The following is a 23,910-nucleotide window of genomic DNA, read 5'->3' on the forward strand; positions in this document are numbered from 1 at the left end:
GATCACGGGCAGCGCGCCCCTCGCCCCGTTATGGGTGAGGGGGTTAAACGAGGCGCAGATCCAGGGTCATGGGCAATTCATTATTGTTGATTGGCGCCAGTGTTGGGCGCTTGCCTGGGCTATGGCCTAGGCGGAAGAAGCGCGCCAGACGCCGACTCTCCGCCTCATAGGCGTTTACCGGCAGGCTGTCGTAGTTGCGTCCACCGGGATGAGCGACATGATACTGACAACCGCCGAGGGAGCGGCTCATCCAGCTGTCCACCAGGTCGAATACCAGCGGCGCGTGCACCTCGATGGTCGGGTGCAGGCAGTTGGCCGGCTGCCAGGCGCGGAAACGTACGCCGCCGACAAACTCGCCGACCTTGCCGGTAGGCCGCAGCGGCACCGGTACGCCGTTGCAGGTCAGCACATAGCGGTCACTCGGCAGGCCGCTGAGCTTGACCTGCATGCGCTCCAGCGAGGAATCCACATAACGCACCGTACCGCCGCCCCCGCCCTCCTCGCCCAGCACATGCCAGGGTTCCAGGGCCTGACGCAGCTCCAGCTCGATGCCCTTGACGTTGAAGTCGCCGGACTTGGGAAAGCGGAACTCGAAATGCGGGGCAAACCACTCGCTGTGCAGGCGATAGCCGCAGCCGTCCAGCTCCTGCAGCACGTCGGCAAAATCCTGCTCGATAAAGTGCGGCAGCAGGTAGCGGTCATGCAGCTCGGTGCCCCAGCGCACCAGCCGCGCCGGTTTGTAGGGCTCACGCCAGAAACGGGCGATCAACGCGCGAATCAACAGCTGCTGGGCCAGGCTCATCTGCGCATGGGGCGGCATCTCGAAGGCGCGCAGCTCCAGCAGACCAAGGCGCCCAGAGGCCGAGTCCGGCGAATACAGCTTGTCGATGCAGAACTCAGCGCGGTGGGTGTTACCGGTGACATCCACCAGCAAGTTGCGCAGCAGGCGGTCGACCAGCCAGGGCTGGCAGTCGCGGCCCACTTCAGGCATCTGTGCGAAGGCGATTTCCAGCTCGTACAGCGCATCGTTACGCGCCTCATCGATACGCGGCGCCTGCGACGTCGGGCCAATAAACAGGCCGCTGAACAGGTAGGACAGCGACGGGTGGTTGTGCCAATAGCTGATCAGGCTGCGCAGCAGGTCCGGGCGGCGCAGAAACGGCGAGTCCGCCGGCGTCGCGCCGCCGAGGACAAAGTGGTTACCGCCACCGGTGCCGGTGTGGCGGCCGTCGATCATAAATTTCTCGCTGGAGAGGCGGCACTCGCGGGCCTGCGCGTAGAGAAACTCGGTGCGTTCGACCAGCTCATCCCAACTGGCGGCCGGGTGGATATTCACCTCGATCACGCCAGGGTCCGGAGTCACCCGGAAGAACTGCAGGCGCGGGTCCAGTGGCGGTTCGTACCCCTCCAGCAGCACCGGGCACTTCATCTCGGCTGCAGTGGCTTCGATGGCCGCGACCAGCTCCAGATAGTCTTCCAGGCGCACCAGCGGCGGCATAAACAGATAGAGCTTGCCGTCACGCGGCTCAGCGCACAGCGCGGTGCGCACTACAGCGGCAGCCGACTGGCCCAGCAGCGGACGCTTGCTCGTACTGGTCTGGCTGCCCGACCAGACACCGCGCGACTGCGGCTTGATCTGCGCCGCTGCCGGCAACGGGGCGAAGCGTTGGCTCGGGTCTTCGGGGGTGATGTAGGGGTAATCAGCCTCACTGACCCAGGGTTGCGAATCCAACGGCAGGCGGTAACCCAGCGCCGAATCGCCGGGGATCAGCCGGCAGTGCTCATCACGCAAAAACCAGCTGCCGCTCTGCCAACCCAGCTGCTTGGCCTGCCGGGCCAACGGCAGGATATGCCCGACCACTTTATCCAGCCCCTGCTCGAACACCTTGCGCAGGCGCTCGCGCTCCAGCGGGTCAGCCAGGCGTGGGTCTTCGGCGGTGACGTTGATCGGCAGCTTGCGCTCGCGCCACAGGTAGTAGAAACGGTCCTCATAGGCCGGCACGCAATATTTAGCGTCCACGCCCAGGCGCTCGGCGAGCAGGGTGAGAAAGTCGGCAGCCTTGGCCGCATCGACGCCATAGTCTTTTTGCTCATCGGCATACAGCGCCGACTTGTGCCAGATCGGCTCGCCATCGCGCCGCCAGTAGGCATTCAACGACCAGCGCGGCAGCTGCTCGCCGGGGTACCACTTGCCCTGGCCGAAGTGCACCAGCGCTTGCGGTGCGTAGTGCTCGCGCAGGCGATGGAACAGGTCGGTGGCCAGGCGACGCTTGTTCGGCCCCAGGGCGGCGGTGTTCCACTCCGCATCGTCGGGGTAGTCCAGGGCAACAAAGGTCGGCTCGCCGCCCATGGTCAGGCGCACATCCTGTGCTTGCAGATCCTCATCGATCTTCTGCCCGAGACCGACAATCGCCTGCCACTGCGCCTCGCTGTAAGGCTTGCTGACCCGAGGCGCCTCCCAGATGCGCTCGACCCACATCTCGTGGCTGAACGCGCATTCGCTCTCATCCACGCCGCCGCTGATCGGCGCCGCCGAGGACGGTTCAGGACTGCAGGCCAGCGGAATATGGCCCTCACCGGCGAACAGGCCGCTGGTCGGGTCCAGGCCAATCCAGCCGGCGCCCGGCAGATAAACCTCGCACCAGGCATGCAGGTCGGTGAAATCCACCTCGGTGCCGGACGGGCCGTCGAGGGATTTAACATCGGCTTTCAGCTGAATCAGGTAGCCGGAAACAAAGCGCGCCGCCAGACCCAGGTGGCGGAACAACTGCACCAGCAGCCAGGCCGAATCACGGCAGGAGCCGGAGCCTTTCGCCAGGCTTTCTTCCGGAGTCTGTACGCCCGGTTCCAGGCGGATCAGGTAGCTGATATCGGTGGACAGGCGCTGATTCAGCGCCACCAGAAAATCCACGCTCGGCAGCGGCGTGCGCTCGATGCTGGCCAGGTACTCGGCAAACCGCTTGCCAGCCGGCAGCTTGACCAAATAAGGCGCCAGCTCCAGCTGCTCGCCCGCGGTGTAGGCAAAGGGAATTTTCTCGGCGTAGGGTTCGAGGAAGAAATCGAAAGGGTTGAACACCGACATTTCGGCGACCAGATCGACCTCGATCTTCAGCTCGCGGGTTTTCTCCGGGAACACCAAGCGCGCCAGGTAGTTACCCTGAGGGTCCTGCTGCCAGTTGATAAAGTGCTCGCCCGGCTCGACCTTCAACGCATAGGACAGCACCCGGGTACGGCTATGCGGTGCAGGACGCAGGCGCACGACCTGCGGGCCAAGATTGACCGCGCGGTCGTAGCGATAGTGGCTGACATGGTGCAAGGCGATATGAATCGACACAGCGGGCCTCCTGCGAGCCTGGGCGATAACCAGGCAGCGCAAGACTTATGCCAGCGGCCCACGCCAGCACTGGCGCGGCCTGGGGCATTCACCCACTACTGACGCGCACCACAACAGGGCCAGCCATGCCCCACACCTGCCGCAGCGCACGAAAACAGGTCGCGCACTGATCTCATGACACCGCCAGATCCGTGGGAGGGCCGGGCGGCGATCCGCTTTGGCCGCGACAACAGCTCGCCGCTGAAGCGCCACCCACACCTAATAGCCCCTCAGCAATCCCCTTGCAGGCTGGCAATCCAGCGCTGCAGCACCTCGACGCCCTCAGCATGCACGGTGGAACGGCCCAGCTCAGGCATCATGATGCTGGGGTCGACACTTTCCACGCGAAACAGCAGCACCGACCTGTCCGGCTGGCCCGGGTGAATGTCCACCAGCCGATCACCCGAGCCTTTACCCGCAGCAACCGGCTGCTTGCACAAGCCATAACTGATGCCGATGGCCGTGGCCGGGTCGAGCAGCAGGCCCGAGGTACGCCCCGGTCCCTTGGGGTTGTGACAGTGGCTGCAGTTGGCGTCCAGGTAACTGCGCGCCTGCTTCTCCAGGCTTTCGCCAACGCGTGGCGTCGGCCATAACGCGTTCTGCGGCACGCCCTGCAACTCGGCTGGCACACCCTGCAGACGGCCTTGCTGCAGCCAGTGCTGCAACTGATTGCGGGTGCCATCGGCGTAGGCAAAGTCCTTGTTCAGGTGCCGCGCCTTGGGCCCCAGCGGGTTGACGCCCTGCCCTGCGGTTTCCTCATGGCAACCGGCGCACTGGTTGGCGTCCGGCACCTGATAGGCCACTGCTTGGGTCTTGCCCTCGGCATCCAACAGGCTCAACTCGCGACCATCACCTGCCCATTCCAGATGGGCCTCCTGTTGTTGCTCATCCCACACATAGGGCAACGCCACCCAGCCGTCCTGCTGTTTGAGCAGGATACGTGTCTCGATCAGCTGCACCCGCGCCAGCTCCAAACCGCGCTGTGGGTCGCGGTCATCCTGCTCGTTAAGCAGCAGGCGGCCCTGGGCGTCCTTCGGATAGTAGAAGGTCTTGCTCAGCACCGTACCGACCGGGTAATCGAAGTGCGCCTCGGCATAGGTCGCCGCTGTACCCGCCGGCATCCAGACGGTGCGCAGCTTGTGTGCATAGTCGGTGAACAACGGGGTATTCAGGTCGTAGGGCAAAGCCTCGGCAACCGGCGCGATAAAGCCATCGGCGCGCTGCAGCATGCCCCACTCGCTGAGGGTTTGCGGGTAGTTGTCACCTTGCGGCAGGTACAACGGGGCCGGTTGCTGTTCGCAACCGGCGAGGAGCAACAGCGCTGCCAGTAACAGACGACGCATCAGGCCCCCCTGACCGGCTTCAGCCGAGGCTAATTTGACGGCCGGCAACGGCGGCAGGCTGCAGCGATAAGGCGTCATGTCGGTGCTGATGTTCTTGTAATTGTTCGGCCCGTCGACGTTGATCATCCCCGCCTCGCCGTTATTGATGCAGATCGCCCGATCCGCCGGCAGCTTGCCATCCACCAAGATGTCGAGGTTGACGTAGCCGTCCCAGAGAATGTCCGGCAGACGGCCATTCAGACCGAACTGGCTGACCTTCAGCGCTTTCAGCTCCAGGTGATCCGGGCTGTCGCCACCGGGGCCAAAGCGGTTGCCGTGGATATGAATGCCTTCCGGGTAGGGGTCGAAACTCTCGGCGGTGGAGAGGTCGGTATAGCCGGTACTGAAGTAGCTGCTGATGATCACGTTGGCGGTCTTGTGGTCGCCAATGTCGTTGTCGAACACCTCTACATCATCGTTGGAATTGATCACCACCCCGGAGCCTGCCGGCACACTGGCCACCGGTGTGCCCTTGTGGCCGAAGTTGGTGTGATTGTTACCTTCGATCTTGTTGCGGAACACCCGCGTCACCCGCCCGGCCTGCGGCAGGTTGGGCATGTTGAACACCAGAATGCCACCGGTATTACCGGTGGCGACGTTGTCATACACGTCGGCGTCGATGGTGTTTTCGATCTCAATACCGGCGACGTTGCGCTCGGCGCGACTGTTGCGCACCACGACGTTGCGCGACTGGCCAACATAGATGCCGGCATCCGATGCGCCGATGGCCACCGCACCGTCGATCAGGGTGTTTTCGGTCTGCACCGGGTAGATACCGTAGGCGCCGTTCTCGGTGGCCGGGCCATTGGTCCATTCGGTGCGCACGCGGCGGATGATGATGTTCTTGCCGCCCACCACTTTCAGCGAGTCACCTTTGGTGTCCTCGAAGGCAATGTCTTCGATGGTGAAATCCGAGGCATCCACCAGCAGGCCCTCGGCACCGGATTTCTGCCCTTTGAAGTTGAGGATGGTCTTGTCCATGCCCGCACCTTTGATGGTTACCCCACTGACTTTCAGGCTCAGGCTGCGGTCCAGCTGGTAAGTGCCGGCCGGGATTTCGATCACCGTACCGGGCTTGGCCTTGATCAGTTGGGTCTGCAGGTTCTTCTGAAAATCCAGGTTGGCCACTGGGGCCGGTTCTTCGCCGCACGCGGCGAGCAGCACAGACAGGGTAAGCACGGAAAGCGGGGCAAGGCGCATGACAATCTCCAGCGTTTTTCTTATTAAGTGGAACGATAGTACCAACTAATGAGAAAAATCCAAGCCTACATCAACATATCCATGCCGCCCGACCAACAGCCAGCCTACGCAGAGCGCGATGCATCCGTTACCATCGCCGGCAATTAAACGAAGAGATGCGGCATGTATATCTATCGATTGGTGCTGATCCTGGTGGTGGGGATCTACCTGTTTTCCCCGGCCATCATGGACTGGTGGATCGACCCCAATGGGGCCTGGTACCGCCCCTACCTGCTGTGGCTGATCCTGATAGTCGTGACCTTCATTCTTCAAAGTCAGCGTGATGCCGATGAGCTCTGACCTGCGGCAGCACGACGTACATGACCACTCCTTACCCTTATTCGCTTCAGAGCCACCGCGATGCTGACGAGCTTTAGCCTGAGCCAGCTGATTCTGATCAGCGCGGCCTACCTTCTTATTCTGTTCGGTGTGGCCTGGATCAGTGAGCATGGCCTGATTCCACGCTGGGTGATCCGCCACCCACTGACCTACACCCTGTCGCTCGGTGTCTATGCCAGTGCCTGGGCCTTCTATGGCACCGTTGGGCTGGCCTACCAATACGGCTACGGTTTTCTCGCCAGTTACCTGGGCGTGTCTGGGGCATTTCTGCTGGCACCGGTGCTGCTCTACCCAATTCTGCGCATCACCCGCACCTATCAGTTGTCATCGCTGGCCGACCTGTTTGCCTTCCGCTTTCGCAGCACCTGGGCTGGTGCCCTGAGCACCGTGTTCATGCTGGTGGGCGTGTTACCGTTGCTGGCCCTGCAGATTCAGGCAGTCGCGGACTCCATCGGCATCCTCACCCGCGAGCCGGTGCAGGAGCGCGTGGCGCTGGCCTACTGCGGGCTGATCATTCTGTTCACCATACTGTTCGGCGCACGGCATATCGCCACCCGCGAGAAGCACGAAGGCCTGGTGTTCGCCATCGCCTTCGAGTCTGTGGTCAAACTTCTAGCCATCAGCGCCATCGGCCTGTATGCCCTGTATGGTGTGTTCGATGGCCCGCAGGACCTGCAATCCTGGCTGGTACAGAACCAGTCGTCGCTGACCAGCCTGCACACGCCGTTGCAGGAAGGCCCATGGCGCACCCTGCTGCTGGTGTTTTTCGCCTCAGCCATCGTCATGCCGCACATGTACCACATGACCTTTACCGAAAACCTCAACCCGCGCGCCATGGTCAGCGCCAGCTGGGGCTTGCCATTCTTCCTGCTGCTGATGAGCCTGGCGGTGCCACTGATCCTCTGGGCTGGGCTGAAACTGGGCGCCACCACCAACCCGGAATACTTCACCCTCGGCGTCGGCATCGCGGTCAATAGCCAGACCCTGGCACTGATCGCCTATGTCGGCGGGCTGTCGGCCTCCAGCGGGTTGATCATCGTCTCGACCCTGGCGCTGTCCGGCATGGTGCTTAACCATGTGGTGCTGCCCCTTTATCAGCCACCCTCGGAAGGCAATATCTACCGCTGGCTGAAATGGACGCGTCGCGCGCTGATCCTGCTGATCATCATGGCCGGTTACGGCTTCTATCTATTACTAGGCGCCGAACAGGACCTGGCCAACCTGGGCATCGTTGCCTTCGTCGCCACTCTGCAGTTTCTCCCCGGCGTACTGTCGGTGCTGTACTGGTCGACGGCCAATCGCAGGGGCTTTATTGCCGGTTTGCTGGCAGGAATCGGGGTGTGGGTGGTCAGCATGCTGCTGCCGATGCTCGGCAACCTGCAGGGTTTCTACCTACCCTGGTTCAATATCATTTACGTTCTGGATGACAGCAGCTGGCACCTGGCCGCCATCGGCTCGCTGGCGGCCAACATACTGGTATTCACCCTGGTATCGGTATTTACCGAAGCCAGCCCGGAAGAAAAAAGCGCCGCAGAAGCCTGCGCCGTTGATAACGTACGCCGCCCGCAACGTCGCGAGCTGCTGGCCGCCTCGCCCCAGGAATTTGCCGCACAGTTGGCCAAACCCCTGGGGGCCAAAACCGCCCAGCATGAAGTCGAGCAGGCCCTGCGCGACCTGCACCTACCGTTCGATGAAGGCCGACCCTACGCCCTGCGCCGCCTGCGCGACCGCATCGAGGCCAACCTCTCCGGGCTGATGGGCCCCAGCGTGGCCCAGGACATCGTCGAGACCTTCCTGCCTTATAAAGCCGGCAGTGAAACCTATGTCTCCGAGGATATCCACTTTATCGAGAACCGCCTGGAGGACTACCACTCGCGCCTCACCGGTCTCGCCGCCGAACTCGATACCCTGCGCCGCTACCACCGCCAGACCCTGCAGGAATTGCCAATGGGCGTCTGCTCGCTGGCCAAGGATCAGGAAATACTGATGTGGAACAAGGCCATGGAAGAACTCACCGAAATTCCCGCGCAGCGCGTCGTCGGCTCGCGCCTGAATACCCTGGGCGAGCCGTGGCGCGGCTTGCTGGAGCGGTTTATCGAATTGCCCGACGAGCACCTGCACAAACAGCGCCTGGCCCTCGACGGCCAGACGCGCTGGCTCAACCTGCACAAGGCGGCCATCGACGAGCCCCTGGCGCCCGGTAACAGTGGTCTGGTGCTGCTGGTTGAAGACCTCACCGAAACGCAGATGCTCGAAGACAAGCTGGTGCACTCCGAGCGCCTGGCTTCCATCGGTCGCCTGGCCGCCGGGGTGGCGCACGAGATCGGCAACCCGATCACCGGCATCGCCTGCCTGGCGCAAAACCTGCGCGAAGAACGCGAAGGTGACAGCGAGCTGACCGAGATCAGCGAACAGATCATTGAGCAGACCAAACGCGTGTCGCGCATCGTCCAGTCACTGATGAGCTTTGCCCATTCCGGCAGCCACCAGAACAGCGAGGAGCCGGTGTGCCTGGCCCAGGTCGCCCAGGACGCCATCGCCCTGCTGGCACTCAACCGGCGCAGCGTTGAAGTGCAGTTCTTCAACCTCTGCGACTCCGACCACTGGGTGGTGGGCGACCCTCAGCGCTTGGCCCAGGTGCTGATCAACCTGCTGTCGAACGCACGCGATGCCTCACCGCCTGGCAGCGCGATCCGGGTCAAAAGCGAACGTTTCGAGCACACCGTCGATCTGATCGTCGAGGACGAAGGCAGTGGTATTCCCAAGGCAATCATCGACCGCTTGTTCGAACCTTTCTTCACCACCAAGGACCCGGGCAAAGGTACGGGACTGGGCCTTGCACTGGTCTATTCGATCGTGGAAGAGCATTATGGACAGATAACAATCGACAGCCCGGCAGACCCCGAGCTTCATCGCGGCACCCGCATTAGGGTCAGCCTGCCTAGGCATGTCGAGGCGACGTCCATAGCGACTTAAACCAGCTACCCGCGCGCATGCAGGCCAGGGCTCTTTGCCCGGCGCTGCGCCCTGAGACTGTCGAGAGAACGAATTGATGCCTCATATTTTGATCGTCGAAGACGAAACCATTATCCGCTCTGCCTTGCGTCGCCTGCTGGAACGTAACCAATACGAAGTCAGCGAAGCGGGCTCGGTGCAGGAAGCGCAAGAGCGCTTCAGCATCCCCAGCTTCGACCTGATCGTCAGCGACCTGCGCCTACCGGGCGCGCCCGGCACCGAGCTGATCAAGCTCGGCCAAGGCACCCCGGTGCTGATCATGACCAGTTACGCCAGCCTGCGCTCGGCGGTCGACTCGATGAAGATGGGCGCGGTGGATTACATCGCCAAACCCTTCGACCACGACGAAATGCTCCAGGCTGTGGCGCGCATTCTGCGCGATCACCAGCAGGCCAAGAGTGCGCCCACCCCCGCAGCCGGCACGGCGAAAGCCAGCGCCGACAAGGTGGTGGACAACAGCAATGGCGAAATCGGCATCATCGGTTCCTGCGCAGCCATGCAGGAGATGTACAGCAAGATTCGCAAGGTCGCGCCCACCGACTCCAACGTGCTGATCCAGGGTGAGTCCGGCACCGGTAAAGAGCTGGTCGCCCGTGCCCTGCACAACCTCTCACGCCGCGCCAAAGCGCCGCTGATTTCAGTGAACTGCGCCGCCATCCCGGAATCGCTGATCGAATCCGAACTGTTCGGCCACGAGAAAGGGGCCTTTACCGGTGCCAGCGCTGGCCGTGCTGGTCTAGTAGAAGCCGCTGACGGTGGCACCCTGTTCCTTGATGAAATCGGTGAACTGCCCCTGGAAGCTCAGGCGCGTCTGTTGCGTGTACTGCAGGAAGGCGAGATTCGCCGGGTTGGCTCGGTGCAATCACAGAAAGTCGATGTGCGCCTGATCGCCGCGACCCACCGCGACCTGAAAACCCTGTCGAAGATCGGCCAGTTCCGTGAGGATCTGTATTACCGCCTGCACGTAATCGCTCTGAAACTGCCGCCACTGCGCGAGCGTGGGGCCGACGTGATCGAAATCGCCCACGCCTTCCTGATTCGCCAGAGCAGCCGCCAGGGTCGCCTCGACCTGAGCTTTGCCAACGACGCCGAACAGGCCATCCGCCATTACCCCTGGCCGGGTAACGTGCGTGAGCTGGAAAACGCCATTGAGCGCGCGGTAATTCTGTGTGAAGGCAACAGCATCTCGGCCGAACTGCTGGGCATCGATATCGAGCTGGATGATCTGGAAGACGACTTCACCGGTCTGCCTGCCCAGAGCAACGGCCTGGGCCATGAACCGAGCGAACCGACCGAAGACCTGTCCCTGGAAGACTACTTTCAGCACTTCGTTCTGGAACACCAGGACCACATGACCGAGACCGAACTGGCACGTAAACTCGGCATCAGCCGCAAATGCTTGTGGGAACGCCGCCAGCGTCTGGGTATCCCACGGCGCAAATCCTCGGGCGCAACTGCAGGCTAGAGCCCTGCGCGAGGGTGACAGATGTGCGCGCAAGAGGTTCCGCAGTCTGTTACCCATTCAACACTTAGTAACAAAAGCCGGGTCTTATGGTAACGAGAACCCGGCTTTTTTATACCATTCCACCACCCACTGAATCTATCAAACCCTTGTTTTAAAAGGGTTTTCACAAAGTGGCATGGGTTCTGCTTTATTGCTGGCACAACAACAATAACAAGCACGCTTCAAACCTAATAAAAATAAGACGTATCGACTCCAGCACAATAAAAACAACAACGCGGAGGCGCAGCTAACTGATTCTTTTGGAAAGGAATTGCCTTTGGGGTTCGCCCCAAAACCAGGCCGAGAACTATAAAACTGCCCCAAGGCAGCGCCAGAACTGGTTGGGTCACTGTGTGATCATGGCAGCGTCAGCATCCAAAGAAATCCGTTTGCTCTTGATTCCCAGCTTGGGAAGTTTTCCAAAAGTCCTTGACTGGATGGAACGGGCAAATCAACAAAAACAACAAGCCCGCCATAATAATAAAAACAGAGCACGCACCAATTTGGGGGGGAGCCTCGGCTCCCCCAGTAGCTTCAAATCCCCCGCCTGCAAGCCTTTACTTTCGTTTCCTGCATCAATCCCTGACTCAATGCTAGAATCCGCGCCACTCCTGCGGCCGGCATATACTCTGGCCAGTCATTTAGTCAAACAGTGCCTCCCATGCTGAAAAAGCTGTTCAAGTCCTTTCGTACCCCTGCCCGCCGTGGCAACCACTCACACAGCACGCCTGAAGTGCTGAGCAGCAGCCAGCACCCGATTGAACGCGGTGAAATCAGCCGCTACGCCATCAGTGTGGTCGAGCGCCTGCAGCAGGCCGGTTACCAGGCATATCTGGTTGGCGGTTGCGTGCGTGACCTGCTGCTGGACATCGAACCCAAGGATTTCGACGTGGCCACCAGCGCCACGCCTGAGCAAGTGCGGGCCGAATTCCGTAACGCCCGAGTAATCGGCCGACGCTTCAAGCTCGTTCATGTGCATTTCGGTCGCGAGATCATCGAAGTCGCCACCTTCCGCGCCAACCATCCGCAAGGCGAGGAAGAAGAGAACAGCAACCTGGCCTCGCGCAACGAGAGCGGGCGCATTCTGCGTGACAACGTTTACGGCAGCCTGGAAGACGACGCTCAGCGCCGAGACTTCACTATCAATGCGCTGTATTACGACCCCAGCACCGAGCGTATCCTCGATTACGCCAATGGCGTGCACGACATTCGCAACCACCTGATCCGCCTGATCGGTGACCCGACCCAGCGCTACCAGGAAGACCCGGTGCGCATGCTGCGTGCGGTGCGTTTTGCCGCCAAGCTGGATTTCGACATCGAGAAACACAGCGCCGCGCCGATCTACAAACTGGCCCCGCTGCTCGGCGGAATTCCCGCGGCACGCCTGTTCGATGAAGTGCTCAAATTGTTTCTCGCCGGTTATGCGGTGTACACCTACGAACTGCTGGTAGATTACGGCCTGTTCGGCCAGCTGTTCCCGGCCAGCGCCGAGGCGTTGAAGCACAATCCGGACTACACCGATCAACTGATCCGCAACGCCTTGGACAACACCGATCTGCGTATCCACCAAGGCAAGACCGTCACCCCAGCCTTCCTCCTTGCGGCGCTGCTCTGGCCTGCGCTGCCGGCACGCGTGATCAAGTTGCAGGATCGCGGCATGCCGCCGATCCCGGCCATGCAGGAAGCCGCCCACGAGTTGATCAGCGAGCAATGCCAACGCATCGCTGTGCCCAAGCGCTTTACCATGCCGATCCGTGAAATCTGGGATATGCAGGAACGCCTGCCACGTCGCAGCGGCAAACGCGCCGACACGCTCCTGGAAAATCCACGCTTCCGTGCCGGTTACGACTTCCTCCTGCTGCGCGAAAGCGCCGGTGAAGAAACTGGCGGCCTGGGTGACTGGTGGACCCGCTATCAAGACGTCAGTGACAGCGAGCGACGCAACATGATTCGCGACCTCAGCAGCAAGGACGATGCCCCGGGCGCGCCACGCAAGCGCAAACGCAGTAACAGCAAGCGCAAACGTGGCCCCGCCAGTGATGCTGGCAGTCCTGCCGCAGGTGAATGATGACACGCGTTTACATCGGCCTGGGCAGCAACCTGGCCACCCCGGTCGCTCAGCTACGCAGCGCCCTGACCGCTCTGGCCGCGCTGCCGCAAACGCAGCTGGTTGCGCAATCCTCCTTTTATGCCAGTGACCCGCTGGGGCCGGCGGATCAGCCGCGCTATGTAAATGCCGTTGCCGCGCTGGACACCACACTCAGCCCACTGGCCCTGCTGGATGCGCTGCAGGCCATCGAACTGGAACAGGGCCGTACGCGCAAGGCTGAACGCTGGGGGCCGCGCACGCTCGACCTGGATATCCTGCTGTTCGGCGATCAGCAGTTTGAAGAACCGCGCCTGATCGTGCCGCACTACCATATGCACGCACGCGCCTTTGTCCTCTATCCACTGGCCGACATTGCCCCTGACCTGGAACTGCCGGATGGTCGCGCACTGAGCGCGCTGCTTGACGCCTGCCCTTATGCAGGGCTGGAACGCCTCAGCGAAGACGGGCAGGCCTGAAACCGACCAACCGCGACTGCCAAGTCATGCCATAACTGCAGCACTAACCTCAGCGTCAGGCAGGCACATTGGCGGTAACGCCAGTAACAAGCCGGTAACACCTGCAATTGACTTCGAGCCCCCCCATCAGGACTATAGGCGTCCCGTTGCCCCGCACCGGTGCAATTCGAGGCCAATGCAGGCCAACTTGAAGCAGCACAACTGCTGACTGAACGCCTGAGTGAGGACAGTTTTCATGCCCGATGTAACCCTGACCACCCTGCAAAGCCTCAAGCAGAGCGGCGAGAAGATCGCCATGCTGACCTGCTATGACGCCACGTTCGCCCAGACAGCCTGCCAGGCCGGTGTCGATGTGCTGCTGGTGGGCGACTCCCTCGGCATGGTCTTGCAAGGCCATGACAGCACGCTGCCCGTTACCGTCGCCGAGATGGCGTACCACACCGCCAGCGTCAAACGTGGCAACCAGGGCGCACTGATTCTCGCCGACCTGCCCTTCATGGCTTACGCCACCCTTGAGCAGGCCCTGAATAATAGCGCAGCACTGATGCAGGCCGGCGCCCATATGGTCAAGCTGGAAGGTGCAGCCTGGCTGGCTGAGCCGATTCGCCAACTGGCGGAGCGCGGCGTACCGGTCTGCGCCCACCTCGGCCTCACCCCTCAAGCGGTCAATATCCTCGGCGGTTATAAGGTTCAGGGCCGCCAGGAAGCCCAGGCACGGCAAATGCGCGCCGACGCCATGGCGCTGGAACAGGCCGGCGCCGCCATGCTGCTGCTCGAGTGCGTACCCAGTGAACTGGCCGCGGAAATCAGCCAGGCGGTGAAGATCCCCGTGATCGGCATCGGCGCCGGAGTGGCCACCGACGGCCAGGTGCTGGTGCTGCATGACATGCTCGGGCTGTCGCTGAGTGGCCGTACGCCGAAGTTCGTGAAGAATTTCATGGCCGGCCAGAGCAGCATCCAGAACGCCATCAGCGCTTATGTCAAAGCGGTCAAAGACCAGAGCTTCCCAGCAGCCGAACACGGATTTTCTGCATGAACACAGTTAAAAGCGTGCGCGAGTTGCGCGCCGCTGTCGCCCAGGCGCGCGCCGAAGGCAAACAGATCGCCTTTGTTCCGACCATGGGCAACCTGCACGCAGGCCACGCCGCACTGGTGGAAAAAGCCGCCCAGCGCGCCGACTTCGTGGTCGCCAGCATTTTCGTCAATCCGTTGCAGTTCGGCCCCAGCGAAGACCTCGACAAATACCCGCGCACCCTGCTCGCTGATCAGGAGAAGCTGGTCGAGGCCGGCTGCCATCTGCTGTTCACCCCGGATGTCGAGGAAATGTACCCCGGCGGCATGGACGGCCAGACCCGTGTCAGCGTACCCGGTGTGTCCGAAGGCTTGTGCGGTGCCAGCCGCCCTGGGCACTTCGAAGGGGTCGCCACTGTGGTCAGCAAGCTGTTCAACATGGTGCAGCCGGACCTGGCGATTTTTGGCCAGAAAGACTTCCAGCAGTTGGCGGTGATCCGCACCCTGGTACGCGACCTGAATATGCCGATCCAGATTATCGGTGAGCCCACCGTACGCGCCGAAGACGGCCTGGCACTGTCTTCGCGTAACGGTTACCTGAGCGCCGAACAACGTGCCGCCGCCCCCGTGCTATACCGCACCCTGCGCGAGATGGCCGACGCCATCCAGGCGGGCGAACGTGACTATGCCAAGCTGATTCATGCCGCACAGGCACAGCACAGTAGCGCCGGCTTTCGCCCTGACTACTTGGAAGTGCGTGAAGCCAACGGCCTACGCCCAGCCACAATGGACGATCAGCAACTGGTGATTCTGGTGGCCGCCTTTATTGGCAGCACCCGGTTGATCGACAACCTGGCATTCAACATCGACACCCCCATCTGAATCAGTACGCAGGTGCTTGCTACGCGCCTGCCAGTTACACTCAAGGCCCGGATCACTCCGGGCCTTTTTGCATCATTGATTAGCCGCACCCAGGAAAGGAACACGCACCAATGGCTTACTACCAGCAGCCGCATGATGTCACCACCCTGCCCGCCTGGCAGGCGCTGCGCAATCACCGTGAGCAGATGCATGACTTCAGCATGCGCGAAGCCTTTGCCAATGACCCACAACGCTTTGCACGATTCTCCCTGAGCGGCTGCGGATTGCTGCTGGACTACTCCAAAAATCTGATCACTGACACAACGCTGCAACTCCTGATGCAACTGGCAGAACAGTGCCGCCTGAGCGAATCCATCCAGGCGCTGTTCAAAGGCGAAAAAGTCAATGCTTCGGAAGGCCGCGCCGCTTTACACACGGCCTTACGCAGCCCGATTGGCCGTAGCCTGAAGCTCGACGGCGTTGACCTGATTCCCCAGGTTCATCGTGTACTCAACCAGATGACTGAACTGGTCAGCCGCATCCACAGCGGGCTATGGCGCGGCTACAGCGACAAGCCGATCACCGAAGTCGTGAATATCGGTATCGGCGGTTCATTCCTCGGCCCGCAATTGGTGTCCGAAGCGCTACGCCCCTTTACTCAGCGTGGCGTGCGTTGCCATTACCTGGCAAATATCGACGGCAGCGAATTCCGCGAACTGACCGCACGCCTGAACCCGCAGACCACGCTGTTTATCGTTTCGTCCAAGTCGTTCGGCACCCTGGAAACCCTGAAAAACGCCCTGGCCGCCCGCGACTGGTACCTGGCCCTGGGCGGCCCGGAAGCCGAACTGCACAAGCACTTTATTGCGGTGACCAGTAACCAGAAGGCGGCCATCGAATTCGGTATCAAGGCGGAAAATATCTTCCCGATGTGGGACTGGGTCGGCGGCCGTTATTCACTGTGGTCGGCCATCGGACTGCCGATTGCATTGGCCATCGGCATCTCCAACTTCAAGGAACTGCTGGCTGGTGCCTACGCCATGGACCAGCACTTCGCTCAAGCACCGCTGGCCGAGAACATGCCGGTGCTGATGGCCCTGCTGGGTATCTGGTACGGCAACTTCTGGGGCGCGAAAAGCCAGGCGATCCTGCCTTACGACCATTACCTGCGTAACTTCACCAAGCACCTGCAGCAGCTGGACATGGAATCCAACGGCAAGAGCGTACGTCAGGACGGCAGCCCCGTGGATTTCAGCACCGGCCCGGTAATCTGGGGCGGTGTGGGCTGTAACGGCCAACACGCGTATCACCAGTTGCTGCACCAGGGCACCGAACTGATCCCCGCGGACTTTATCGTCCCGGTCAACAGCTTCAGCCCACTGGCTGACCATCACCAGTGGCTGTTTGCCAACTGCCTGTCGCAGAGCCAGGCACTGATGCACGGCAAGACCCGCGCCGAAGCCGAAGCCGAATTGCGCGCCAAAGGCCTGGATGAGGCGCAAGTGCAACGCCTGGCACCACACAAGGTGATCCCAGGTAACCGCCCGAGCAACATCCTGGCGCTGAATCGGGTCGGACCGTTCAACCTGGGTGCCTTAGTAGCGCTGTATGAGCACAAGGTCTTCGTGCAAAGCGCCATCTGGGGCATTAACGCCTTTGATCAGTGGGGCGTCGAACTGGGCAAGGAACTCGGCTTGGGCGTTTACCAGCGCCTCACCGGTCAACTCGACGAGCCAGCCAGCGATGCTTCAACCCAGGGTCTGATCCAGCACTTCCGCGAGCGGCATCGCGGCTAACGGCACGCTCAGAATCTGTTCAACGTCTGGCGAGCTCGAGGTGTGCCAGACGCGACTAACAGCCTGCGGCTGGTCAAACAGGCGAAGAAGCAGAGTTTACGTGTTGTAAATGAGCATTCTGAGCCTGTTTTAAACGCAGCATGCACGACGTGCAGCAGACCTTGAGCGGGCTCTCAGCTGCGGCAGAAACGCTGACGATATTCATCCGGGGTAATCCCTAACTGCTGACTGAAGCCACGCCGTAGGTTGTACAACGACACAAAGCCGCACTGCTGCGCTACGCGCTTGAGTGAGCGTGCGCCCTGCTCCAACTGACGGCAGGCGGCCTCCAGGCGCAGCTGCTGCAGATAATGCCCTGGCGTCATCTGCAGTTCCTCACGACAACGGCGGTGCAACGTACGCACCGACAGCGCCAGCCCCGCCGCGATGGCCTCGTTATCCAACCGCTGTTGCAGCCTGGGCTGCAACCATTGCTTGAGGCTTGCTGCCAGGCCGCCGGGTGCCCCGGTCTGCGCCAGCAACTCGGCACTGAACTGACGTTGCCCGCCGCTGCGTCTGAGCGGCAGCACCAGATCCTTCGCCACGTCCAAGGCCATTGTCGGCCCGCAATCTTCCTCGACCAGCGCCAGGCACAAGTCAATTCCGGCGCTCACACCGGCCGAGCTATAACAGCGGCCATCCTTGATAAAAAGCGCGTCGGCGCATACATCGATACGCGCAAAGCTGCGCTGCAATAACTCGACATAGCGCCAATGGGTAACCGCCATACGGCCATCCAGCAGCCCGGCCTGACCCAATAGAAATGCACCGGTGCACACAGAGCAACAGCGTGCCAAGTGCTCGGCGGCCTGGCGCAACCAGGCGGCCAGTTGCCCACCTGCCAGCGCTTGCATCACGCCGAAACCGCCGGCCACCAGCAGCGTCGCCCCGCCAGCTGAGCAACCGCGGGCAAAGGCTCGGTCAGCAACACCACACCCGCTGACGCACGCACCTCGCCACCGTGCTGCGAAACCAGGTGCAGGCGATAGCGCGGCGGCAAACCGGCAGCCGCCAGACGATCATTGGCCACAGCAAAGACCTCCAGCGGCCCACTGGCATCAAGCAGCTGGAAATTGTCGAAGACCAGCAGCAGAACATCCTGCAGATCAGCGGATGGCGGCAGGGGGAATTCACGCATATCAATCATCCTTGGCACCTCTTCACAGACGCGCGAGCGTTCAGCGCTGGCAGATATTCACTCAACAGTGGCATTACTGCCAGGCACACGCAGGCGAGACTCATACCTCGACTGGAGACTACTCATGCCTACTCGCCTTCTGCTGCTCAGCCTGTGCCTCAGCCTATTGCTCGACACAAACGGTCTGTTTGCCGCAACACCACCACCGATCAGCGACGAAGTCATCGCCGCCTATGTGCCCCGTCACGGCCGCGACCGCCCAGTGATTGCCGTGCTGGGCGAGAACCGCATGACCGAACTGGTCGACTTTGTGGTGCCCTACGGGATTCTCAAACGCGCCGCTATCGCCGAGGTGCTGGCCGTCGCCCCTGAACCAGGCCGCATCAAGATGCTGCCTGCGTTGAGTTTTGCCGCCGACGCCAGCACGGCCGAGTTCGATGCACGTTATCCGCAGGGTGCCGACTATCTGATCGTCGCGGCGACTCACCACAACGACGATGCGCGCCTGCTCACCTGGATTCGCGCGCAGGCGAGCAAGGGCGCAACTGTGCTGGGCATCTGCGACGGCGTATTCAGCCTGGCTCACGCCGGCCTGCTCGACGGCCGGCGCGCCACCGGGCATTGGTACTCGGCCAGCGAACGCCGCGCACAATTTCCACAGACTCAATGGCTGGAGCAGCGCCGCTATGTGGTCGATGGCCCGGTGATCAGCAGCTCGGGAGTCAGCGCCGCCATGCCGGTATCCCTGGCACTGGTCGAGGCCATTGCCGGGCCTACACAAGCGCAGCAGCTGGCCGATGAACTGGGTATGTCCGACTGGTCAGCCGCCCACGACAGCCGCCCCTTCACCCTAAACCGCGCTGACTACCAGACCCTGGCAGGTAACTGGCTGGCATTCTGGAACCATGAAACGCTGGCCATCCCCGTGCGTGCCGGGATCGACGAAATCACCCTCGCACTGACGGCCGATGCCCACGCGCGCACCTACCGCTCACAGGCGCTGAGCATCGCCACCGTGCCGCTGCTAACGCGCAGCGGCCTGCGCCTGATCCCTGACCGGGCGTACAGCGATCCGAATATGCATAGCCTCACTATCACCAACGGGCCGGCGAGCCATGCCCTGCAGCAGGCCCTGGAGAATATCGCCAGCCGTCACGGCACCGCGACTGCGCGACTGGTCGCCCTGCAACTGGAGTACCCCAGCCCCTACCTTGCGCCAGACTCACCGCCCTAAGCGGCCACACCACTTGAACCAAGCACCCGCTTGGTTCACCCTTGCGGATATCGCGGAACACAACAACAAGGACCCGCCATGTTCGACATCACACGCCACCCCGTGCCCGACGCCGTGCGCCAACGCGCTCACCTGGACAACGACGACTACCTGCGCCTTTACCAGCAATCGCTCGAGCAGCCGGAAACCTTCTGGGCCGAACAGGCCAAGGCCTTTCTCGACTGGAGCAAACCCTGGAGCAGCGTGCAGCAGGGCGACCTGCTCAGCGGCCAGGGTTCCTGGTTCAAGGGTGGCCAGTTGAACGTCAGCCACAACTGCATTGACCGCCACCTGGAAAAGCGCAGCGAGCAGATCGCGCTGATCTGGGAAGGCGACAACCCCAGCGAATCGGCGCACATCACCTACAAGAAGCTGCACCACAACGTCAGCCGCCTGGCCAACGTGCTGAAGAGCCGCGGGGTGAAAAAGGGCGACCGGGTGTGCATCTACATGCCGATGATCCCCGAAGCCACCTACGCCATGCTCGCCTGCGCGCGCATCGGCGCGGTGCATTCAGTGGTGTTTGGCGGTTTCTCTCCGGATGCCTTGCGTGACCGCATTCTCGATGCCGATTGCCGCACGGTGATTACTGCCGATGAAGGCGTGCGCGGCGGCAAGTACGTGGCGCTCAAGGCCAACGTCGACAAGGCACTGCATAGCTGCCCCGCTGTCAGCACGGTGGTGGTGGTTGAACGCACACAGGGCGGGATCGATTGGGTGGAAGGCCGCGATATCTGGTACCACGAAGCCCTGCGCGACGCGGACGGCAACTGCCCACCAGAGCCGATGGACGCCGAGGACCCGCTGTTTATCCTCTACACCTCCGGCTCCACCGGCAAACCCAAGGGCGTGCTGCACAGCACTGGCGGCTATCTGCTGATGGCGGCGATGACTCACAAGTATGTGTTCGACTACCACGAAGGCGATATCTACTGGTGCACCGCTGACGTCGGCTGGGTCACCGGGCACAGTTATATCGTCTACGGCCCGCTGGCCAACGGCGCCACCAGCCTGATCTTCGAAGGCGTGCCCAACTACCCGACGGCCTCGCGCTTCTGGCAGGTGATCGACAAGCACCAGGTGAATATCTTCTACACCGCGCCTACCGCCCTGCGCGCGCTGATGCGTGAGGGCACCGGCCCAGTCGAATGCACCGAGCGCACCAGCCTGCGCCTGCTCGGCAGCGTCGGCGAGCCGATCAACCCGGAAGCCTGGGAGTGGTATTACAACGTGGTCGGCGAACGCCGCTGCCCGATCGTCGACACCTGGTGGCAGACCGAAACCGGCGCCATTCTGATCACTCCGCTACCCGGCGCCACCGACCTCAAACCCGGCTCGGCGACCCGGCCGTTCTTTGGCGTGCAGCCGGTGCTGCTGGATGAACAGGGCAAGGAGATCGACGGCCCTGGCAGCGGCGTATTGGCGATCAAGGACAGCTGGCCAAGCCAGATTCGCAGCGTTTACGGCGACCATCAGCGGATGATCGATACCTACCTCAAGCCCTACCCCGGCTACTACTTCAGCGGCGACGGCGCGCGCCGCGACGAGGACGGTTACTACTGGATCACCGGGCGGGTGGATGATGTGATCAACGTCTCCGGCCACCGCATCGGCACCGCCGAGGTGGAAAGCGCCCTGGTGCTGCATGACGCCGTGGCCGAAGCCGCCGTGGTCGGTTACCCGCACGACCTCAAAGGCCAGGGCATCTATGCCTTCGTCACACCGATGAACGGCGTGGAAATAAACGATGCGCTGAAGCAGGAACTGCTGGCCCTGGTCGGCAAGGAAATCGGCAGCTTCGCCAAACCGGAACTGATCCAGTGGGCGCCGGGCCTGCCGAAAACCCGCTCAGGCAAGATCATGCGGCGCATCCTGCGCAAGATCGCCTGCAACGAGCTGGATAACATGGGTGACACCTCGACCCTGGCCGACCCCAGCGTGGTGGATGGGCTGATCGAGCAACGCCTGAACCGATAGCTAAGATGTAGGGTGGATCGAGGCGCGTAGCTGACGCGCTGTTCATCCACCTAAGGCACCGCGCGGCGGATATCCACCCTACACCAGTAAACGAACCCACCATTCCATGGAATTTCTTCGCCGCCGTATCGAAAGCCAAGTTCTTAGTCTCAGCGGTGTCGCCTTGGGGCAAATCGACTTCGAAAAGCCCCAGGACGACCCCGGCCTGTTCGGCCCCGACTCGGTGAGCTGGCAGGTACATGGCGACTTCACCAGCATGCTGATCGGCGGCATCAGCGCCCTGCTCTTGCAAGCCCTGCATCCGCTGGCATTAGCCGGGGTGTGGGATCACTCGAATTTTCGTGAGGACCTGCTTGGCCGCCTGCGTCGCACCGGGCAGTTTATATCTGGCACCACCTACGGCTCGCGCGCCGATGCCGACTGGCTGATCGACAAGGTCAGAACCATTCACCTCAAGGTCACGGGTACCGCACCGGACGGTCGCGCCTATGCCGCCAGTGACCCGGCGCTGCTGACCTGGGTGCATGTGGCCGAGGTGTACAGTTTTCTCCAGGCCCACCTGCGTTACCGCAACCCACAACTGAGCGATACCGATCAGGACCGTTACTACGCGGAAATCGCCTTGATCGCTGAACGCCTGGGTGCGACCCAGGTGCCGCGCTCACGCGCCGAGGTCGCCGCCTACCTGGCAGCTGTGCGCCCCGAGCTGCTCTGTGATGAACGCTCGCTGGAAATCCTGCGCATTCTGCTCAACGCCCCGGCACCCAGCGCCCTCGCCGCCCCGGCGGCCAAGCTGCTGATGCAGGCTGGCATCGACCTGCTGCCAGATTGGGCGCAGCAGATGCTCGGTCAGCAGATCAGCCCGTCGCGTAGCCGGGTGATCCACGCCGGCGTACACAGCCTGGCCCCCGTGCTGCGCTGGGCGGTACGCGGCGGTGCGATCCACCGCGCGCGCAAACGCCTGAACCTGCCACCACGCTGACCGGTCGGTTCGCACGCTGGCCGTAAACAAAGCCGCTGTGCCACCATAGCGACCTTTCGCGGCCCGCCGCGCCTGTCATTTGTGAGGATCGCGTTATGCAAGACGTCGTCATCGTTGCCGCCACCCGCACCGCTATCGGCAGTTTTCAGGGTTCACTGGCGACTATCCCAGCCCCTGAACTGGGCGCAGCGGTAATCCGCCGCCTGCTGGAACAAACCGGCCTGGACGGCGCGCAGGTCGACGAAGTGATCCTCGGCCAGGTGCTGACCGCCGGCAGCGGGCAGAACCCGGCGCGTCAGGCAGCAATCCTCGCTGGCCTGCCCCACGCCGTGCCAGCGCTGACCCTGAACAAGGTCTGCGGCTCGGGCCTGAAAGCCCTGCACCTGGGTGCCCAGGCGATCCGTTGCGGCGACGCCGAGGTGATCATCGCCGGCGGCATGGAAAACATGAGCCTGGCCCCCTATGTCATGCCTGGTGCACGAACCGGTCTGCGTATGGGCCACGCCAAGCTGGTCGACAGCATGATCACTGACGGCCTGTGGGACGCCTTCAACGACTACCACATGGGCATCACCGCTGAGAATCTGGTCGACAAGTACGGCATCAGCCGTGAAGCGCAGGACGCCTTCGCCGCCGCCTCACAGCAAAAAGCCGTGGCCGCCATCGAAGCCGGGCGCTTCGTCGATGAAATCACCCCAATCCTGATTCCGCAGCGCAAAGGCGAGCCAGTGGCCTTCACCACTGACGAGCAGCCACGCGCCGGCACCACAGCAGAATCCTTGGGTAAGCTGAAGCCCGCATTCAAGAAAGACGGCAGCGTCACCGCCGGCAACGCCTCCAGCCTTAACGACGGCGCTTCCGCCGTGCTGCTGATGAGCGCCGCCAAAGCGCAGGCCCTCGGCCTGCCGGTACTGGCCAAGATCGCCAGCTATGCCAATGCCGGTGTCGATCCGACGATCATGGGTATCGGCCCGGTCGGTGCCACCCAGCGCTGCCTGGCCAAGGCCGGCTGGCAGCTGAGTGACTTGGATTTGATTGAAGCCAACGAAGCCTTTGCCGCGCAGGCCCTGGCAGTCGGCAAGGAGCTGGGCTGGGATGCCAGCAAGGTCAACGTCAACGGCGGCGCCATCGCTCTCGGCCATCCGATTGGCGGCTCTGGCTGCCGCGTGCTGGTGACCCTGCTGCATGAGATGATCAAGCGCGACGCCAAGAAAGGCCTCGCCACCCTGTGCATCGGCGGTGGTCAAGGCGTGGCACTGGCTATCGAACGAGACTGATAACACCGCTCAGCTGTAGCTAGAAAAAGCCGGCCCCATCAATCAGAAGGCCGGCTTTTTTATTTGCCATCGACAGCAATGATGATTGCTATTGACCGCCTGCGTTTCTCAAGAGTCGGGCTGCGGCGCAACATGAGCC

The 23,910-nt window shown here is 62.1% G+C and carries 16 protein-coding genes and 1 pseudogene; 12 read left to right on the top strand and 5 right to left on the bottom strand.

Annotated features, from left to right (window positions below):
* Nucleotides 1-43 precede the first annotated feature (43 nt).
* The 3 genes and pseudogenes from OU997_RS02550 to OU997_RS02560 all read right to left on the bottom strand — a co-directional run.
* Nucleotides 44-3,334, bottom strand: coding sequence for a DUF2126 domain-containing protein (locus OU997_RS02550; protein ID WP_267808804.1), 3,291 nt, complete (start codon nucleotides 3,332-3,334; stop codon nucleotides 44-46).
* 269 nt (nucleotides 3,335-3,603) lie between these two features.
* Nucleotides 3,604-4,716, bottom strand: coding sequence for an SO2930 family diheme c-type cytochrome (locus OU997_RS02555; protein ID WP_108488594.1), 1,113 nt, complete (start codon nucleotides 4,714-4,716; stop codon nucleotides 3,604-3,606).
* 6 nt (nucleotides 4,717-4,722) lie between these two features.
* Nucleotides 4,723-5,955, bottom strand: a pseudogene (locus tag OU997_RS02560) (parallel beta-helix domain-containing protein); the annotation flags it as partial.
* A 162-nt stretch (nucleotides 5,956-6,117) separates the two neighbouring features.
* Here OU997_RS02560 and OU997_RS02565 point away from each other — a divergent pair.
* From OU997_RS02565 to pgi, 8 genes are all read left to right on the top strand, one after another.
* On the top strand, nucleotides 6,118-6,294 hold the full coding sequence (locus OU997_RS02565; protein WP_003244646.1) for a hypothetical protein: 177 nt from the start codon (nucleotides 6,118-6,120) through the stop codon (nucleotides 6,292-6,294).
* A gap of 60 nt (nucleotides 6,295-6,354) precedes the next feature.
* On the top strand, nucleotides 6,355-9,309 hold the full coding sequence (locus tag OU997_RS02570; protein WP_108488596.1) for a sensor histidine kinase: 2,955 nt from the start codon (nucleotides 6,355-6,357) through the stop codon (nucleotides 9,307-9,309).
* Between the two features lie 76 nt (nucleotides 9,310-9,385).
* Nucleotides 9,386-10,813 (top strand): sigma-54-dependent transcriptional regulator, encoded by a 1,428-nt coding sequence (locus OU997_RS02575; protein WP_108488597.1) that lies wholly within the window; start codon nucleotides 9,386-9,388, stop codon nucleotides 10,811-10,813.
* Nucleotides 10,814-11,513: 700 nt separating this feature from the next.
* The gene (locus tag OU997_RS02580) at nucleotides 11,514-12,920 is read left to right on the top strand and encodes a polynucleotide adenylyltransferase PcnB (protein WP_108488599.1); all 1,407 of its coding nucleotides are present in this window, start codon (nucleotides 11,514-11,516) and stop codon (nucleotides 12,918-12,920) included.
* On the top strand, nucleotides 12,917-13,417 hold the full coding sequence (gene folK, locus OU997_RS02585) for a 2-amino-4-hydroxy-6-hydroxymethyldihydropteridine diphosphokinase (protein ID WP_420713231.1): 501 nt from the start codon (nucleotides 12,917-12,919) through the stop codon (nucleotides 13,415-13,417). Before OU997_RS02580 ends, folK begins: the two co-directional genes overlap by 4 nt.
* Nucleotides 13,418-13,652: 235 nt before the next feature.
* On the top strand, nucleotides 13,653-14,453 hold the full coding sequence (gene panB / locus OU997_RS02590) for a 3-methyl-2-oxobutanoate hydroxymethyltransferase (protein WP_160088666.1): 801 nt from the start codon (nucleotides 13,653-13,655) through the stop codon (nucleotides 14,451-14,453).
* Nucleotides 14,450-15,310 (top strand): pantoate--beta-alanine ligase, encoded by an 861-nt coding sequence (gene panC, locus OU997_RS02595; protein ID WP_108488602.1) that lies wholly within the window; start codon nucleotides 14,450-14,452, stop codon nucleotides 15,308-15,310. The genes panB and panC overlap by 4 nt, the downstream gene beginning before the upstream one ends.
* 110 nt (nucleotides 15,311-15,420) lie before the next feature.
* Nucleotides 15,421-17,085, top strand: a complete 1,665-nt coding sequence (pgi, locus tag OU997_RS02600) for a glucose-6-phosphate isomerase (protein ID WP_108488603.1) — start codon at nucleotides 15,421-15,423, stop codon at nucleotides 17,083-17,085.
* 173 nt (nucleotides 17,086-17,258) lie between these two features.
* On the opposite strand, the gene OU997_RS02605 is transcribed toward pgi, so the two are convergent.
* On the bottom strand, nucleotides 17,259-17,978 hold the full coding sequence (locus OU997_RS02605; RefSeq protein WP_267808829.1) for a GlxA family transcriptional regulator: 720 nt from the start codon (nucleotides 17,976-17,978) through the stop codon (nucleotides 17,259-17,261).
* Nucleotides 17,978-18,262 carry a hypothetical protein gene (locus OU997_RS02610; RefSeq protein WP_267808831.1) on the bottom strand — a complete coding sequence of 95 codons (285 nt, stop codon included), beginning with the start codon at nucleotides 18,260-18,262 and terminating at the stop codon, nucleotides 17,978-17,980. Before OU997_RS02610 ends, OU997_RS02605 begins: the two co-directional genes overlap by 1 nt.
* A gap of 124 nt (nucleotides 18,263-18,386) precedes the next feature.
* Between OU997_RS02610 and OU997_RS02615 the strand changes: the two genes are divergently transcribed.
* From OU997_RS02615 to OU997_RS02630, 4 genes are all read left to right on the top strand, one after another.
* A complete protein-coding gene (locus OU997_RS02615; protein ID WP_108488605.1) occupies nucleotides 18,387-19,496 on the top strand; it encodes a DJ-1/PfpI family protein in 1,110 nt (369 codons plus the stop codon).
* 78 nt (nucleotides 19,497-19,574) lie between these two features.
* Nucleotides 19,575-21,512, top strand: a complete 1,938-nt coding sequence (acs, locus tag OU997_RS02620; protein WP_267808832.1) for an acetate--CoA ligase — start codon at nucleotides 19,575-19,577, stop codon at nucleotides 21,510-21,512.
* A 106-nt stretch (nucleotides 21,513-21,618) separates the two neighbouring features.
* A complete protein-coding gene (locus tag OU997_RS02625; RefSeq protein WP_267808833.1) occupies nucleotides 21,619-22,494 on the top strand; it encodes an oxygenase MpaB family protein in 876 nt (291 codons plus the stop codon).
* Between the two features lie 95 nt (nucleotides 22,495-22,589).
* A complete protein-coding gene (locus tag OU997_RS02630) occupies nucleotides 22,590-23,771 on the top strand; it encodes an acetyl-CoA C-acetyltransferase (RefSeq protein ID WP_267808834.1) in 1,182 nt (393 codons plus the stop codon).
* Nucleotides 23,772-23,910 lie beyond the last annotated feature (139 nt).

The sequence above is a fragment of the Pseudomonas sp. SL4(2022) genome, from assembly GCF_026625725.1.
Lineage (GTDB): Bacteria > Pseudomonadota > Gammaproteobacteria > Pseudomonadales > Pseudomonadaceae > Aquipseudomonas.

Bases quoted from the DNA above. Each gene is read 5' to 3' on its own strand.
- acs (WP_267808832.1), top strand. From the start codon at position 19,575: ATGTTCGACATCACACGCCACCCCGTGCCCGACGCCGTGCGCCAACGC.
- OU997_RS02580 (WP_108488599.1), top strand. From the start codon at position 11,514: ATGCTGAAAAAGCTGTTCAAGTCCTTTCGTACCCCTGCCCGCCGTGGC.
- folK (WP_420713231.1), top strand. From the start codon at position 12,917: ATGATGACACGCGTTTACATCGGCCTGGGCAGCAACCTGGCCACCCCG.
- OU997_RS02555 (WP_108488594.1), bottom strand. From the start codon at position 4,716: ATGCGTCGTCTGTTACTGGCAGCGCTGTTGCTCCTCGCCGGTTGCGAA.
- pgi (WP_108488603.1), top strand. From the start codon at position 15,421: ATGGCTTACTACCAGCAGCCGCATGATGTCACCACCCTGCCCGCCTGG.
- OU997_RS02625 (WP_267808833.1), top strand. From the start codon at position 21,619: ATGGAATTTCTTCGCCGCCGTATCGAAAGCCAAGTTCTTAGTCTCAGC.
- panB (WP_160088666.1), top strand. From the start codon at position 13,653: ATGCCCGATGTAACCCTGACCACCCTGCAAAGCCTCAAGCAGAGCGGC.
- panC (WP_108488602.1), top strand. From the start codon at position 14,450: ATGAACACAGTTAAAAGCGTGCGCGAGTTGCGCGCCGCTGTCGCCCAG.
- OU997_RS02630 (WP_267808834.1), top strand. From the start codon at position 22,590: ATGCAAGACGTCGTCATCGTTGCCGCCACCCGCACCGCTATCGGCAGT.
- OU997_RS02610 (WP_267808831.1), bottom strand. From the start codon at position 18,262: ATGCGTGAATTCCCCCTGCCGCCATCCGCTGATCTGCAGGATGTTCTG.
- OU997_RS02615 (WP_108488605.1), top strand. From the start codon at position 18,387: ATGCCTACTCGCCTTCTGCTGCTCAGCCTGTGCCTCAGCCTATTGCTC.
- OU997_RS02575 (WP_108488597.1), top strand. From the start codon at position 9,386: ATGCCTCATATTTTGATCGTCGAAGACGAAACCATTATCCGCTCTGCC.
- OU997_RS02570 (WP_108488596.1), top strand. From the start codon at position 6,355: ATGCTGACGAGCTTTAGCCTGAGCCAGCTGATTCTGATCAGCGCGGCC.
- OU997_RS02605 (WP_267808829.1), bottom strand. From the start codon at position 17,978: ATGCAAGCGCTGGCAGGTGGGCAACTGGCCGCCTGGTTGCGCCAGGCC.
- OU997_RS02565 (WP_003244646.1), top strand. From the start codon at position 6,118: ATGTATATCTATCGATTGGTGCTGATCCTGGTGGTGGGGATCTACCTG.